This window comes from Nocardioides aurantiacus (genome assembly GCF_003752505.1).
Lineage (GTDB): Bacteria > Actinomycetota > Actinomycetes > Propionibacteriales > Nocardioidaceae > Marmoricola > Marmoricola aurantiacus.
The window spans coordinates 3426820-3440842 of sequence record NZ_RKHO01000001.1 but is presented as its reverse complement, the minus strand read 5'-3'; the positions used below and the strand labels follow the sequence as shown (position 1 = coordinate 3440842).

Annotated in this window: 9 protein-coding genes and 1 tRNA gene; 8 read left to right on the top strand and 2 right to left on the bottom strand. The window is 73.9% G+C overall.

The features are described 5' to 3' along the window. Positions 1-40: 40 nt before the first annotated feature. On the bottom strand, positions 41-1372 hold the full coding sequence (locus EDD33_RS16695) for a C39 family peptidase (protein WP_123392127.1): 1332 nt from the start codon (positions 1370-1372) through the stop codon (positions 41-43). 126 nt (positions 1373-1498) lie between these two features. Here EDD33_RS16695 and cysS point away from each other — a divergent pair, with 126 nt between their 5' ends. The 5 genes from cysS to EDD33_RS16670 all read left to right on the top strand — a co-directional run bounded on the left by cysS (position 1499) and on the right by EDD33_RS16670 (position 6268). Continuing rightward, positions 1499-2887, top strand: coding sequence for a cysteine--tRNA ligase (gene cysS / locus EDD33_RS16690; RefSeq protein ID WP_123392126.1), 1389 nt, complete (start codon positions 1499-1501; stop codon positions 2885-2887). Further along, complete coding sequence (gene rlmB, locus EDD33_RS16685) at positions 2887-3843, top strand: 23S rRNA (guanosine(2251)-2'-O)-methyltransferase RlmB (protein WP_123392125.1); 957 nt, start codon at positions 2887-2889, stop codon at positions 3841-3843. Before cysS ends, rlmB begins: the two co-directional genes overlap by 1 nt. Positions 3844-3845: 2 nt before the next feature. Beyond that, positions 3846-5372, top strand: a complete 1527-nt coding sequence (locus EDD33_RS16680; RefSeq protein ID WP_246003567.1) for a metallophosphoesterase family protein — start codon at positions 3846-3848, stop codon at positions 5370-5372. 30 nt (positions 5373-5402) lie between these two features. Then, on the top strand, positions 5403-6140 hold the full coding sequence (locus tag EDD33_RS16675; protein WP_246003566.1) for a class E sortase: 738 nt from the start codon (positions 5403-5405) through the stop codon (positions 6138-6140). A gap of 55 nt (positions 6141-6195) precedes the next feature. Continuing rightward, positions 6196-6268: transfer RNA gene (locus tag EDD33_RS16670), tRNA-Thr, on the top strand. Between the two features lie 148 nt (positions 6269-6416). On the opposite strand, the gene EDD33_RS16665 is transcribed toward EDD33_RS16670, so the two are convergent. Beyond that, positions 6417-7889 (bottom strand): protein adenylyltransferase SelO, encoded by a 1473-nt coding sequence (locus tag EDD33_RS16665; protein WP_123392124.1) that lies wholly within the window; start codon positions 7887-7889, stop codon positions 6417-6419. 199 nt (positions 7890-8088) lie between these two features. Here EDD33_RS16665 and EDD33_RS16660 point away from each other — a divergent pair, with 199 nt between their 5' ends. The 3 genes from EDD33_RS16660 to EDD33_RS16650 all read left to right on the top strand — a co-directional run bounded on the left by EDD33_RS16660 (position 8089) and on the right by EDD33_RS16650 (position 13877). Further along, positions 8089-9531, top strand: a complete 1443-nt coding sequence (locus EDD33_RS16660; protein ID WP_246003565.1) for a hemolysin family protein — start codon at positions 8089-8091, stop codon at positions 9529-9531. Further along, positions 9528-10535 (top strand): CNNM domain-containing protein, encoded by a 1008-nt coding sequence (locus EDD33_RS16655; RefSeq protein WP_123392121.1) that lies wholly within the window; start codon positions 9528-9530, stop codon positions 10533-10535. The genes EDD33_RS16660 and EDD33_RS16655 overlap by 4 nt, the downstream gene beginning before the upstream one ends. Positions 10536-10706: 171 nt before the next feature. Continuing rightward, positions 10707-13877 (top strand): S8 family serine peptidase, encoded by a 3171-nt coding sequence (locus EDD33_RS16650; protein WP_211332575.1) that lies wholly within the window; start codon positions 10707-10709, stop codon positions 13875-13877. Positions 13878-14023: the final 146 nt, after the last annotated feature.

The window sequence follows — 14023 nt, the reverse complement described above, 5'->3', positions numbered from 1 at the left end:
GTGGGCGGCGTCGTGCCGGCGCACCGGGACGGCGTCGCGCCTACCAGGCGGGGAGGGGGTGGGCGGCGTCGTGGACGACGTAGACGGTGCCGCGGGAGCCGCGCTGCCAGACCCGCTCGAACTGCGCGCGGTCGTAGACCCGGCGGACGGTCGCGTTGCTGGCGGCGGCCGGGTCGTTGACCACCACGTCGCCGTTCGCGGTGAAGCCGGTGATGACGACGAGGTGGCCGTTGGTCGAGCTGATCGGCGCGCCGGTGAGCTGGCCGCGGGAGAAGGAGACCGAGGCGGCGAGCGGGACGCCGGAGGCGATGAAGCGCTCGGCGTCGCGCAGCGAGGACAGCCGGGTCACGAAGGCGCCGCCGGTGCGCTGGGCGGCGTACGCCGTGGTGAAGGCCCAGTTGCCGGCCCCGCGGTAGCCGTAGTCGTAGACGGCGCGGGCGACGTGGTCGACGAACCGGTCGCGGTAGGAGCTCGAGACCCAGGCGTAGGTCTGCGCCGGCGGCAGCGCGCCGTAGTAGCCCAGGATCATCGACAGCGAGGTGGGGGAGCACCAGGCCTGCCCGCCGCCGCCGTACTGGGGGTACTCCCCGCGGTGGACCATCTGCGAGTAGCGCGGCACCGCCAGCGAGCGGGCGCGGAGCAGCGGCCGGCTGACCGGCTGGAGCGCGCCGCTGCTGCTGGCCACGGCCTGCAGCGAGCGGACGCTGGGCGCGGCCTGGTGGCCCACGAGCCGGAGCACGAGGACGCGCAGCTGGTAGCGCTGCAGGCGTACGCCGGGGGCGGCCCGGACGGTGTCGGTCGCGACGCTCGCGACGGCGTCGGACTGGGTGCCGGCGCTGGTGCGGCGGAAGGCGGCGTCACGGGTGGAGTAGTGGCCGAGCACCTTCCAGGTGCTGGTGCGCCCGGAGGTGGAGACCACCCGGGCCTTGACCTGCACGTGCGTGTTCGGGGGCGTGGTGGTGTCCCAGGACGGGACCAGCTCGTCGAAGGAGTGCGCGGGCCGGGACCAGGCGGAGGTCCAGCGGCCGAGCTCCCAGCTCTTCCCGGTGTACGTCGTGCGCCCGATCGGTGTGGCCAGGGTGACCGCGCCGCCGCCGATGCGCACCCCCTCGCTCGTGCCGGTCCGGAAGCCGGCGTCGGTGGTGACCTGGCGGAAGGTGTGCTGCGCCGCCCCGGCCGCCAGGCGTGCCTGCGCGAGCTCGGGGGCGGACGCGGTGCCACCCTCGGTCAGCGCGACGCCGACCAGGGCGAGCGCGACGAAGCCCGCCCCCAGGGCGCGGACCCGCACCGGGAACCGGCCCGGGAGCCGCCCCGAGAATCGGCCCAGCAGGGTCGATGCGGGGTGCGAGCGGGGGCGGATCCGAGACGACATGCGCGGCAGCCTAGTTCTCTTCGGTCACTCGAGTGTCGTTTCGCCACATCCGTCGTCCCAGGTGGTAGTGGAGCGGGCCTTCGGGTCGTGTCCGGGCGAGGCCCCCGCGGCCACTAGGATCAGCGGGTGGCACTCCGGCTCTACGACACCGCCTCCCGGGCGGTCCGCGACTTCGTCCCCCTCGTCGAGGGGCGCGTCGGCGTCTACGTCTGCGGCCTGACGGTGCAGTCCGAGCCCCACGTCGGCCACGTCCGCTCGGCGGTCAACTTCGACGTGCTCCGCCGCTGGCTGGCCCACCGCGGCCTCGCGGTCACCTTCATCCGCAACATCACCGACATCGACGACAAGATCCTCACCAAGGCCGCCGAGCAGGACCGGCCCTGGTACAACCTCGCCTTCGACATGAAGCGCGAGCTCGACCGCGCCTACGACGCGCTGCACGTGCTGCCCCCGACCTACGAGCCCGCGGCCACCGGCCACGTCCCGGAGATGCTCGAGCTGATCGCGCTGCTGATCGACCGGGGGCACGCCTACGCCGCCGAGGACGGGTCGGGCGACGTCTACTTCGACGTGCGGTCGTGGCCGTCGTACGGCGAGCTGACCCGCCAGTCGGTCGAGGACATGGAGGCCGCCGGCGACGCCGACCCCCGCGGCAAGCGCGACCCGCGCGACTTCGCGCTCTGGAAGGGCCGCAAGGAGTCCGAGCCGCTGACCGCGTCGTGGCCCAGCCCCTGGGGCCGCGGTCGACCGGGCTGGCACGTCGAGTGCTCGGCGATGGCCGGCAAGTACCTCGGCGAGGCCTTCGACATCCACGGCGGCGGCGTCGACCTGCGCTTCCCCCACCACGAGAACGAGCAGGCCCAGTCGCGGGCGGCCGGTCACGAGTTCGCGTCGTACTGGATGCACAACGCCTGGATCACCACCAGCGGCGAGAAGATGAGCAAGTCGCTCGGCAACTCGCTGCTCGTGCCGGCGGTGCTGGAGCGGGTGCGCGGCATCGAGCTGCGCTACTACATGGTCGCGGCGCACTACCGCTCCACCGTCGAGTTCAGCTTCGAGGCGCTGGAGGAGGCCGCCTCGGCGTTCCGCCGGGTCGAGGGCTTCCTGGACCGCGTCGACGCCGAGCCCGGGGAGCTGCCGGCGGCGTTCGTCGAGGCGATGGACGACGACCTCGGCACCTCCGCGGCGGTCGCGGTGCTGCACGACGCGGTCCGCGAGGGCAACCGGCTGCACGACGCGGGCGACACCACCGGCGCCCGCGAGGCGGCCGGCCGGGTGCTGGCCATGCTCGACGTGCTCGGCCTCTCCCCGCGCGACCCCCACTGGGCCACCGGCTCCGGCGACGAGGGGCTGCGCGACGTGGTCGACGCCCTCGTGCGCGGGCTGCTCGACCAGCGGGCGCGCGCCCGGGCCGACAAGGACTTCGCGGCGGCGGACGCCATCCGCGACCAGATCAAGGCGGCGGGCGTCGAGATCGAGGACACGGCACAGGGCCCGCGTTGGAGCGTGGGCTGATGGCTGGCAACTCGTCGCGTCGAGGCGCGATCAAGAAGACCGGCAAGGGCAACCCGACCGCGGGGTCGGGCGGCCGCGTCCGGCGGGGCCTGGAGGGCAAGGGTCCGACCCCGAAGGCGGAGGACCGGCCCTACCACAAGGCCCACAAGCAGGCGAAGCGCGCGGAGAAGTCGATCGCCGGGCGCCCGCGCAAGTCCAAGCCCGGGTCGGACCAGGAGTGGATCGCCGGTCGCAACTCGGTCGTCGAGGCGCTGCGGGCCGGCCTGCCGGTCACCGCGATCTACGTCGCCGAGGGCGCCGAGCGCGACGGCCGGCTCCGCGAGGTCTTCGGCGAGGCGGCCGAGAAGGGCCTCTCGCTGCTCGAGGTGCCCCGCGTCGAGCTCGACCGGATGACCCACGGCGCGGTCCACCAGGGCCTCGCCGCCCGCGTGCCGCCCTACGAGTACGCCGACCCGATGGACCTGCTCGACCAGGCCGCCGCCAACCGCGAGCCCGCGCTGATCGTGGCGCTGGACTCGGTGACCGACCCCCGCAACCTGGGCGCCGTGGTGCGCTCGGCGGCGGGCTTCGGCGCCCACGGCGTGGTCGTGCCCGAGCGGCGTGCCGCCGGCATGACCGCCAGCGCCTGGAAGACCTCGGCCGGTGCCGCGGCCCGCGTGCCGGTCGCGCAGGTCGTCAACCTGACCCGGCAGCTCAAGGCCTACCAGGACGCCGGCTGCACGGTCGTGGGCCTGGCCGCCGACGGCGACGTCGCGCTGCCCGACCTCGAGGTCGACGGCCCGCTCGTGATCGTGGTCGGCTCCGAGGGCAAGGGCCTCTCGCGCCTGGTCGCGGAGACCTGCGACCAGCTGGTCTCGATCCCGATGGCCAGCTCCCTGGAGTCGCTCAACGCGGGCGTCGCGGCCAGCGTCGCGCTGTACGCCGTGGCGCAGCGCCGGGCGGCCCCCGGCGCCTAGCGGTGGCGCGCAGGCTGGCCGGGGCGCTGCTCGCGCTCCTGGCCTGGGCGGTGGTGGCGGCCCCGGTCGCGCTCTGGACCTTCACCCACGGCTCGGTCGAGACCGTGGTGGCCAGCCACGACGCGCAGGTGCGGCCCACCCTGGACGGCCGGGTGCACCTCGACCTCGGGCCCTACCTGCCCGACCTGCGGTTCCCGGCGGCCGGCACCGTCGGGGTCGACGTCGAGGTCGGCAAGACGACGGCCTCGACCACGACCGAGCTGGCGCAGCGGTACGCCGCGATCGCCGCCCGCCCGGAGGCCGAGCAGCGCCGGGTCATGGAGGTGCTGACGCAGCTGGCGTGGCGGGCCGTGGTGACCGGGGCGGTGGCCGGGCTGGTGCTGCCGCTGCTGTGGTGGCTGGTCGGGCCGGCTCGTCGGGGCGAGCTCGTCCGAGGGGTCCGCGAGGGCGCCCGGACGCGGCGCGGGGTGCTGGCCGGCGCGGTCGCGCTCGCGGTCCTCGTCGGCGGGGTGCTGGCCGTCGTACGCCCGGGGGAGCGGGAGCCCGACCGGGTCCAGGACCCGACCTGGCTGCCGCTGCAGGCGGCGTACCCCGACGTCCCGGTGCCGCCGGAGCTCTCCGACTGGCAGGTGCAGGGCGGGCTGTTCACGAGCGGCACGCGTCGGCTGCTGGCCAGCGCGCTCGACACCTACGACAAGAGCACGGTGTTCTACGACGACCTCGTCGACCGCGTGCCGGAGGTGGCCGACCAGCTGCGGACCCCGGCCGAGGACGAGACCGTCGCGGTGCTGGTCAGCGACCGCCACGACAACATCGGCATGGACCAGGTGGTGCGCGCGGTCGGCGACGCCGCCGGCGCCACGGTCGTGCTCGACGCGGGCGACGACACCTCGACCGGGCAGACCTGGGAGGCGTTCAGCCTCGACTCCCTCGACGCCGCCTTCGAGGGGTACGACGCCCGGGTCGCCATCGCCGGCAACCACGACAACGGCAGCTTCGTGGGCCGCTACCTCGCCGACCTCGGCTGGACGCGGCTGGAGGGCGATCCGGTCGAGGAGTTCGGCGACGTCCGGATCACCGGCGTCGACGACCCGCGCTCCAGCGGGCTCGGCAGCTGGCGCGACGAGACCGACCTGAGCTTCCGCGAGGTCGAGGAGACCATCGCCGACGACGTCTGCGCGCTCGACGAGGACGACCAGCGGATCGCCACGCTGCTCGTCCACGACGCCAACCTGGGACGCACCGCGCTGGCCCGCGGCTGCACCGACCTGGTGCTGGCCGGGCACCTGCACGTGCAGGTCGGGCCCGACCGGGTGGTGGGGGAGAACGGCCGCGTCGGCTACAGCTACACCAACGGCACGACCGGCGGGGCGGCGTACGCCCTGGCCATCGGGAGCAAGCTGCGCCGCGACGCCCAGTTCACGCTCGTCACCTACCGCGACGGACGCCCCGTCGGGATCCAGCCGGTGGGGGTGCGCACCGACGGACGGATGCAGGTCGAGGAGTACGTCGAGCTCGACCTGGGGTGACCGGCTGGGGGCGCGGCCTACCGTGGAGGCGTGGGCAGGACTCGCGCGCTCCTGGTGACCGGCATCGGCTCGGTCCTGCTCGCCGCGTGCACGACCGACCCGCCGCCCGGAGCCGTCGAGGCGCCCGAGCCCAGCGAGCCGACCCGCACCGTCACCACCGACGACACCGGTGGTGCGGTCACCGACCCGCGGCCGCCGCCGTGGGTGACGCGGGCGCGTCCGTACCCCTCGCCGACGCCGGAGACGCCTGCACCGGAGCCGCGGACGTCCTACGTCAGCATCGCGGCGCTGGGCCTGCGCGACGTGCCGGTGCAGCGCTACCGCGGCCGGCCCGACGACGCCCCGGGCACCGCGATCCAGGACACGGGGGTGATGGCCTCGCCGCGCGGTCCCGGCGGCGGAGTGGGGCCCGGCGAGGTCGGCAACTTCATCGTCACCGGCCACCGCACCTCCCACGGCGCCCCGCTGGCGCAGCTGCCCGCCCTCGCCGAGGGTGCCCGCGTCCAGGTGCGCTCGGGGGACCGGGTGCTCGTCTACCGCGTCACCGCCACGCGCGAGACCTCGTTCCGCTCGCCCGCCTCGCTGCGGGCCCAGGCGGCGCCGGTGCCGGGGCGCCCCGGCGTACGACCCACCGAGGCGATGCTGACGCTGTCGACCTGCGCGACGCCGGAGGACCACGCCGAGGGCAACTACTGGTCCGACGAGTTCGGCAACCCCGAGCACCGGATCGACAAGGTCGCGGTGCTGGTGCGCGAACGGCCCGCCTGACCGGCGCCGCCCGCCCCCTACGATGGCGTCCGCGGCGTCGTACCCCGGCCCGCGCGCCGGTGTAGCTCAGTAGGTAGAGCGCCTCACTTGTAATGAGGATGTCGCGGGTTCGACTCCTGTCACCGGCTCGGGTGCCCAGGCTCGCTCGCTATGGGGACCGGTTTCCCAGGTGATGAAGGGAAACCGCCTCTCTGCACACCGCGCGTCGTGTGTGAAGAGGCAGTCTGGGTTCATCACCGGGAAAACGGGACCGCCGGAGGCCTCGCGCGCCGGGGCTCAGGTGCCGCAGAAGGTCTGGTAGTCGCCGAAGTCGACGGGGGCCGGCTCGGCGTAGCGCTCCCGGCCGGGGAGGGCGTCGTACGGCGCGGTGACCGCGGCGAGCAGGTCGGCCAGCGGGTCCAGGTCACCGGCGGTGGCCGCCTCCAGCGCCTCCTCGACGAGGTGGTTGCGGGGGACAACGACCGGGTTGGTGCGGTCCATGACCTCGGCGTCGGGACCCAGCGCCCGCCAGCGCTCCAGCCACGCGTCGAGGGCGGGGAGGTCGAGCACCAGCCCGCGCAGCGGCTCGGCGTCGCCGCGGGCGGCGGCCGAAAGCAGCCGCCAGCCCGAGGTGTGGTCGACCCGGCCCGCGTGGAACAGCACGAGCAGCTCGTCGCCGAGGCCGGTGACGAGGTCGTCGGCCAGTCCCTCGGGCAGGCCGAGCTTGCGGCGCAGACCGGCGGCGCGGGCAGCGGCGTACGCCGGGGTGAACCGCTCCAGCGACGCGACGGCCAGCGCGACGCCCTGCTCCTGGTCGTCGTGGAGCAGCGGCAGCAGCGACTCGGCGAACCGGGCGAGGTTCCACTGCGTGAGCACCGGCTGGTTGCCGTAGGCGTAGCGGCCGCCCGAGTCGATGGAGCTGTAGACCGTGGCGGGGTCGTAGGCGTCCATGAACGCGCACGGGCCGTAGTCGATGGTCTCGCCGGAGATCGTGACGTTGTCGGTGTTCATCACCCCGTGCACGAAGCCGACGAGCATCCACTGCGCGACCAGGGAGGCCTGCGCCTCGACGACGGCGTCGAACAGGGCGAGGTAGGGCTGCGCCGCGTCCGCCGCGGCGGGGTGGTGCCGGGCGATGGCGTGGTCGGCCAGCCGGCGGAGCAGGTCGAGGTCGTCGGTGGCGCGGGCGTACTGGAAGCTGCCCACCCGCAGATGGCTGCTGGCCACCCGGGTCAGCACGGCGCCGGGCAGCACGGTCTCGCGCTGCACGGCGCCGCCGGTCGCGACGACGGCCAGGGAGCGGGTGGTGGGGATGCCGAGGGCGTGCATCGCCTCGCTGACGACGTACTCCCGCAGCATCGGGCCGACGGCCGCGAGCCCGTCGCCGCCGCGGGAGAACGGGGTGCGGCCCGAGCCCTTGAGGTGCAGGTCGCGGGTGCGACCCTCGCGGTCGGTCAGCTCGCCGAGCAGCAGGGCCCGCCCGTCGCCGAGGCGCGGGCTGTAGCCGCCGAACTGGTGGCCGGCGTAGGCCTGCGCCACCGGGTGCGCGTCGGCGGGCACGTCGGTGCCGAGCAGCAGGCCGACCCCCTCGGGGGTGCGCAGCTGTGCGGGGTCGAGGCCGAGCTCCTCGGCGAGGGGCTCGTTGAGCACCAGCAGGCGGGGGTCAGGGGCGGTGAGCGCCTTCCAGGTCAGCGCCAGCTCGGGCAGCTCGCGGGCGAACCAGTCGTCGAGCCGGAGGGTGCTGGTCGGGGCGGCGGGGACGACGCTCATGCCTCCGAGCGTACGTCGGTCCCGCCGACGCCCCCGGGTCCCGTGATCGCTCAGGCAGCGTTCAGGTGGGGCCGTCACACTGGTCGACCACCCGGGCACCACGCCCGCGCGCAGAAGGAGAACCGCCGCACCCGATGGAGACCGACAGTCCCCACCCCCGTGCCCCTGAAGGACCCGTCCGCCGCGAGGTGGTGCGCTGATGTGGGTCCTCTCGCTCCTCCTCGGCGTCCTCGTCGTGCTGGCGATCACCGCCGCGACGGGATGGTTCGTGGCCCAGGAGTTCGCCTACATGTCGGTGGACCGCTCCCGGCTCAAGGCGCGCGCCCAGGCCGGTGACGCGGCCGCCGAGCGCGCCCTGGCCGTCACCCGGCGCACCTCCTTCATGCTCTCGGGCGCCCAGCTCGGCATCACCGTCACCGCGCTGCTCGTCGGCTACGTCGCCGAGCCGCTGATCGGCGAGTCGCTGGGCGAGGCGCTCGGCGGCATCGGCGTCCCGACCGCCGTGGGCGTCGGCGTCGGCACGGTGCTGGCGCTGCTGCTGTCGACGTTCGTGCAGATGATCTTCGGCGAGCTGTTCCCCAAGAACCTCGCCATCGCCCGTCCCGAGGCCCTCGCGGTCGGGCTGGCGACCTCGACGACGCTCTACCTGCGGCTCTTCGGCTGGCTGATCACGTTCTTCGACAAGGCCTCCAACCGGTTGCTGCGGCTGGCCGGCATGGAGCCGGTCCACGACGTCGAGCACGCCGCCACCCCGCGCGACCTCGAGCACATCGTGGCTGACTCGCGCGAGAGCGGCGACCTTCCGGCCGAGCTGTCGGTGCTGCTCGACCGGGTCCTGGACTTCCCCGACGACGACGTCGAGCACGCCATGGTGCCCCGCGCCCGCGTCGACGTGGTCCGCCCCGAGGACGGTGCCGAGGTCCTGTGGGGCCTGATGAGCAGCGGCCACTCGCGCTACCCCGTGCTCGACGAGCACGACGAGGTCGTCGGGGTGGTGCACCTGCAGGACGTGCTCGGCGCCGGTCGTGGCGCGGGCGGCACCGCGGCGACCCTGATGCGCGGCGCCGTGCGGGTGCCGACGCTGATGCGGCTGCCCGACGCGCTGCGCACCATGGCCGAGGAGCGGGCCCAGCTGCTGTGCGTGCTCGACGAGTACGGCGGCTTCGCGGGCGTCGTCACCGGCGAGGACCTCGCCGAGGAGATCGTCGGCGAGATCGAGGACGAGCACGACCCCGCACCCCCGCCCGCCGCCGAGGAGGGCGAGCCCGGCAGCTGGACGGTGCCCGGCGACCTCCACGTCGACGAGGTGGAGCGGCTGCTCGACCGCGAGCTCGCCGACAGCGAGGCCGAGACCGTCGGCGGCCTGCTGATCGAGGCGCACGGCGCCCTGCCCGAGGTCGGGACCACCGTCACCGTCGAGCTGCCGCCCGACCCGGCGGCGGTCCTCGACGACGAGGAACCCCCCGTGGAGCAGGTGCGGCTGGAGGTCCTCGAGGTCGAGCGCCACGTGCCCTCCGTCGTACGCCTGACGCTGGAGGTGCGGGCCGACCCCGGCACCGGCACCGGCAAAGCCACTGGCACCGAGGAGCAGGACGCCCAGCAGCAGGCGAGCCGCCCCGTCGAGCAGGAGGACCACCGATGACCCCGATCGTCGTCGTCGCCGTCACGGTCGTGCTGATCGTGCTGAGCGCGCTCTTCGTGGCCGCCGAGTTCGCGCTGCTCGCGGTCAAGCGCCACCGGCTGCAGGACCAGGCCGCGGACAGCCGCTCGGCCCGCGCCGCGCTGCGCAGCTTCGACGAGCTGACGGTGCTCCTCGCCGGCTGCCAGCTCGGCATCACCGCCGCGGCCCTGGGCCTCGGAGCGGTCACCAAGCCCGCGCTGGACTACACGCTGACGCCCGTCTTCGAGTCCTGGGGGCTGCCCGGCTGGGTCGCCGGCACGCTCGGCTTCGTGCTGGCGCTGCTGATCGTCACCTTCCTGCACCTCGTGGTCGGGGAGATGGCGCCCAAGTCGTGGGCGATCGCCCATCCCGAGGCCGCCGCCACCGCGCTGGCCCTGCCGATGCGGGGCTTCATGTTCCTCACCCGGCCGCTGCTGGTGGCGCTCAACGAGGCCGCCAACTGGTGCCTGCGCCGGGTCGGCGTCGAGCCGCAGGACAGCCCCCACAGCGGGCAGAGCGCCGAGGACCTGCGCCAGCTCGTCGAGCACTCGGCCGGGGCCGGCACGCTGGACGCCGCCCGGTCGGCGCAGCTGACCTCGGCGCTGGAGCTGGAGACGCTGACGGTGGGCGACCTGGTGCGCCCGGGCGACCGGGCCACCGCCGTCACCGACGACCAGGACGTCGCCGCGGTGCGGGCGGCGACCGTGGCCTCGGGGCACCTCAGGGTGCTGGTGCGCGCCGGCGCCCACGTCGTGGGCGTCGTGCACGTGCGCGACACGATGCTCGAGCCCGACGACCGGCCGGCCCGCGAGGTGATGCGCGCGGTGCTCCACCTCGACGCCGCCCGCCCGCTCCACGAGTCGTTGACCACGATGCGCGACACCCGTGCGCACCTCGCCGTGGTCGAGGACGACGGGGTGCCGGTGGGCGTGGTGACGCTCACCGACATCGTGCAGCGGCTGTTCCCGGTCGACCGCGCAGCCTGAGGTCTCCCTCACGTAACGATCGCCCGGACCCCCTTCCCCGCCTCGCGGGGCCGGGGGTTCGCTGGTCCGGGCGTCGCACTCGGGCGACGCCCGGCCGCGTGCTCGCGCGCGGTCCGCTCGAAGGGAAGCATCGTGAACCACAGGTTTTCTCGGGGCCTGGTGGGACTGGCGGTGGCGTCGCTGACGACCACCGGCCTGGCCCTCACCTCCACCGCGGCCACGGCCGCACCACCGGACGACCCGCCCGGCGCCGGCGTCGGGCTCGACAAGCAGGACCGGGCGCTGCTCGGCGAGGCCCGCGCCCAGGGCGAGAAGCGGGTCACGCTGCTCGTCGCGGCGAAGCAGGGCAGCACCGGTGCCGTCGCCGATCGTCTCGAGGCCCTCGGTGGCCGCGTCGAGGCGAGCGAGGCCGAGGTGGGCTACCTCCGCGTCTCGGTCCCGACCTCGCAGGCCAAGGCCGCGGCCAGGGCCAGCGGCGTCCAGGCCGTCGACCTCGACCAGGTGATCCCGCTCGAGGACCCGCGCCCCGAGGGCACCCAGACCCCCACGCCGTACGCCGCCCCCGGCAAGCGCACGCCCAAGGTCAACCCCTACATGCCGATCGGCGAGACCGGCGCCGCCCAGCTCACCGCCTCGAAGAAGAAGTGGGACGGCCGCGGCACCACCATCGGCATCGTCGACAGCGGCGTCGACCTCGACCACCCCTCGCTGCAGGAGACCTCCACCGGGGACCGCAAGATCCTCGACTGGAAGACCTACACCGACCCGGTGGGCGACGACGACCCGACCTGGCTGGACATGTCCGACAGCGTCAGCGGCCGCACCTTCATCTACGACGGCACCACCTACAAGGCGCCGCGCAACCGCGCCTACACGATCGACGTGCTCGACGAGCGGGACCCGCGTCTGGGCGGCGAGGTCGGCAACGACCTCGACCGCGACGGCAACCCGGCCGGCAGCTCGGGCGACTTCGCGGTGCTGCGCGACACCAGGACCGACGAGATCTACGTCGACACCGACCGTGACGCCGACTTCCGCGACGAGGAGGCGATGACGGACTACGCCGACGACTACGACATCGGCCACTTCGGCACCGACGACCCCGCCACCCCGGTCAAGGAGACGATGCCCTTCGTCGTCCAGGTCGAGGGCGACTACGTCAACATCGGCATCGTCTCGGGCGCCCACGGCTCCCACGTCGCTGGCATCACCGCGGCGAACAGGATGTTCGACGGCAAGATGAGCGGCGCCGCCCCCGGCGCCCACCTCAAGTCGGTGCGGGTGTGCCTGTTCACCGACGGCTGCACCGCGCACGCCCTGATCGAGGGCATGACCTGGCTGGCCCAGGCCGACGTCGACGTCATCAACATGTCGATCGGCGGCCTGCCCGCGCTCAACGACGGCAACAACGCCCGCGCGGTCCTCTACGACCGGCTCGTCGACACCTACGGCGTCGAGATCTTCATCTCGGCCGGCAACAGCGGCTCGGGCATGAACACCGTCGGCGACCCCTCGGTGGCCACCAAGACGGTCAGCGTCGGGTCCTCGATCAGCGACGACACGTGGCGCTCGAACTACGGCTCGGACTCCGCCTTCGCCGACAACCTGCACGGCTTCTCCTCCCGCGGCCCCCGCGAGGACGGTGGCTTCAAGCCGCAGGTCGTGGCCCCCGGGTCGGCCATCTCCACGGTGCCGCAGTGGCAGGACCCGAAGGGTGCCTGCATCGCGCAGACCTGCCCGCCGGGGTACGCCATGTTCAACGGCACCTCGATGGCCTCGCCGCAGGCGGCCGGTGCGGCCGCGCTGCTCCTCGGTGCGGCCAAGGACAGCAAGCTCTCGGCCACCCCGGCGCAGCTGCGCCAGGCGATGACCTCGACGGCACGCTTCTTCGACCGCTACGGCGCCTACGAGCAGGGCAACGGCCTCATCGACACGGTCAAGGCCTGGCAGGTGCTCAAGGCGCAGCCCAGGACCGTCGAGATCACCTCGTCGGTCGACGTGGACACGGCGCTCTCGGACTTCCTGGCGACCCCGGGCAAGGGCGTGGGCATCAACGACCGCGAGGGCGTGGCCGCGGGTGACTCCTACACCCGGACCTACACCTTCACCCGCTACTCGGGCCGGGGCGGCAACGTCTCCTACGACCTGCAGTGGGTCGGCAACGACGGCACCTTCACCGCTCCGGCGAAGGTCACCCTCGGCCTCGCGACGCCGACCACGGTGGCCGTCAGGGTCAACCCCACGTCGGCCGGCGCCCACTCGGCGGTGCTGAACCTCGACGACGCCGCCACCCCGGGCGTCGACGCGCAGACCCTCAACACGGTGGTGGCCTCGGAGAAGTTCACGGCCGCCAACGACTACACCGTGACCAGGTCCGGCTCGATCGGTCGCAACCAGACCACGTCGTACTTCTTCGACGTGCCGAAGGACACCCCGGCCTTCAAGGTGGACCTCGAGGGCGGCGGCACCGCTGCCGGAGCCGGTCAGATCCGGTTCCTGCGGTTCCACCCGTACGGCGTGGGCGTGGAGGCCAACTCCACGACCTCCTGCTACAACCCCGACGCCGGGGCAGGCTGCGCCGCGGGCTCGCCCACGAGCCGCACGGTGACCGACCCGCAGGCCGGTGTCTGGGAGGTGACGGTCGAGGCCCGACGGACCTCGGACGCCGCCAGCGCGCCGTACACGCTCACCGGCTCGGTGCTGGGCGCCGAGGTCGCACCCGACCCCACCGAGATCCCCTCGGCCACGGCCGGGACCCCGGTGGAGAGGACCTGGACCGTCACCAACACCTTCGGTGAGTTCACCGGTCGTGCGGTCGGCACCACGCTGGGCAGCGCCAGGCGTGGCGAGCAGACCATCAGGGCCGGCGAGTCCACGCAGTTCCAGGTGCCGGTGACGGCGGGGACCACCTCCCTGCGCGCCACCATCGGCGGCACGTCCGACGCCGGGGCCGACCTGGACCTGACGGTCTACGACTGCACCACCGGCAGCTGCAAGGTCGCCGGCCAGTCGGCCGACGGTGACTCCGAGGAGTCGGTGACGATCGCCAAGCCGGCGGCCGGCACCTACGTGGTGCTGGTCGACGGCTACTCCGTGCCGTCGGGGTCGACCACCTACGACTACGTCGACGTCTTCACCAACCCCGCGCTCGGCGCGGTCGCGGTGACCGACACCGACGCGGTCCGACCGGCCAAGGCCAGCTGGACCGTCCCGGGCACGGTGACGGCGCTGCAGGCGCCCGCGGCCGGGCGGCAGCTGCTCGGCGCGGTCGAGGTGCGCACGTCGGAGAACGTGCTGGTCGGGTCCGGCGACGTCGTCGTCGGGTCGGTGGCCGCCCGGTAGCACCGGGTAGTCCGAGACGAAAGGCACCACCTCCGCCGTCGGAGCGGTGCCGATCGTCTCGGACTACCGAGATCCGTGCTCGTGATGAGGGGTCCACGTCCCAGACGTGGACCCCTTATCCAACTTTGTTCATGTGAATAGTAGGG

Coding starts and splice junctions, on each gene's coding strand:
- EDD33_RS16655 (WP_123392121.1), top strand. CDS start 9,528: ATGACCCCGATCGTCGTCGTCGCCGTCACGGTCGTGCTGATCGTGCTG.
- EDD33_RS16660 (WP_246003565.1), top strand. CDS start 8,089: ATGTGGGTCCTCTCGCTCCTCCTCGGCGTCCTCGTCGTGCTGGCGATC.
- EDD33_RS16665 (WP_123392124.1), bottom strand. CDS start 7,889: ATGAGCGTCGTCCCCGCCGCCCCGACCAGCACCCTCCGGCTCGACGAC.
- rlmB (WP_123392125.1), top strand. CDS start 2,887: ATGGCTGGCAACTCGTCGCGTCGAGGCGCGATCAAGAAGACCGGCAAG.
- EDD33_RS16695 (WP_123392127.1), bottom strand. CDS start 1,372: ATGTCGTCTCGGATCCGCCCCCGCTCGCACCCCGCATCGACCCTGCTG.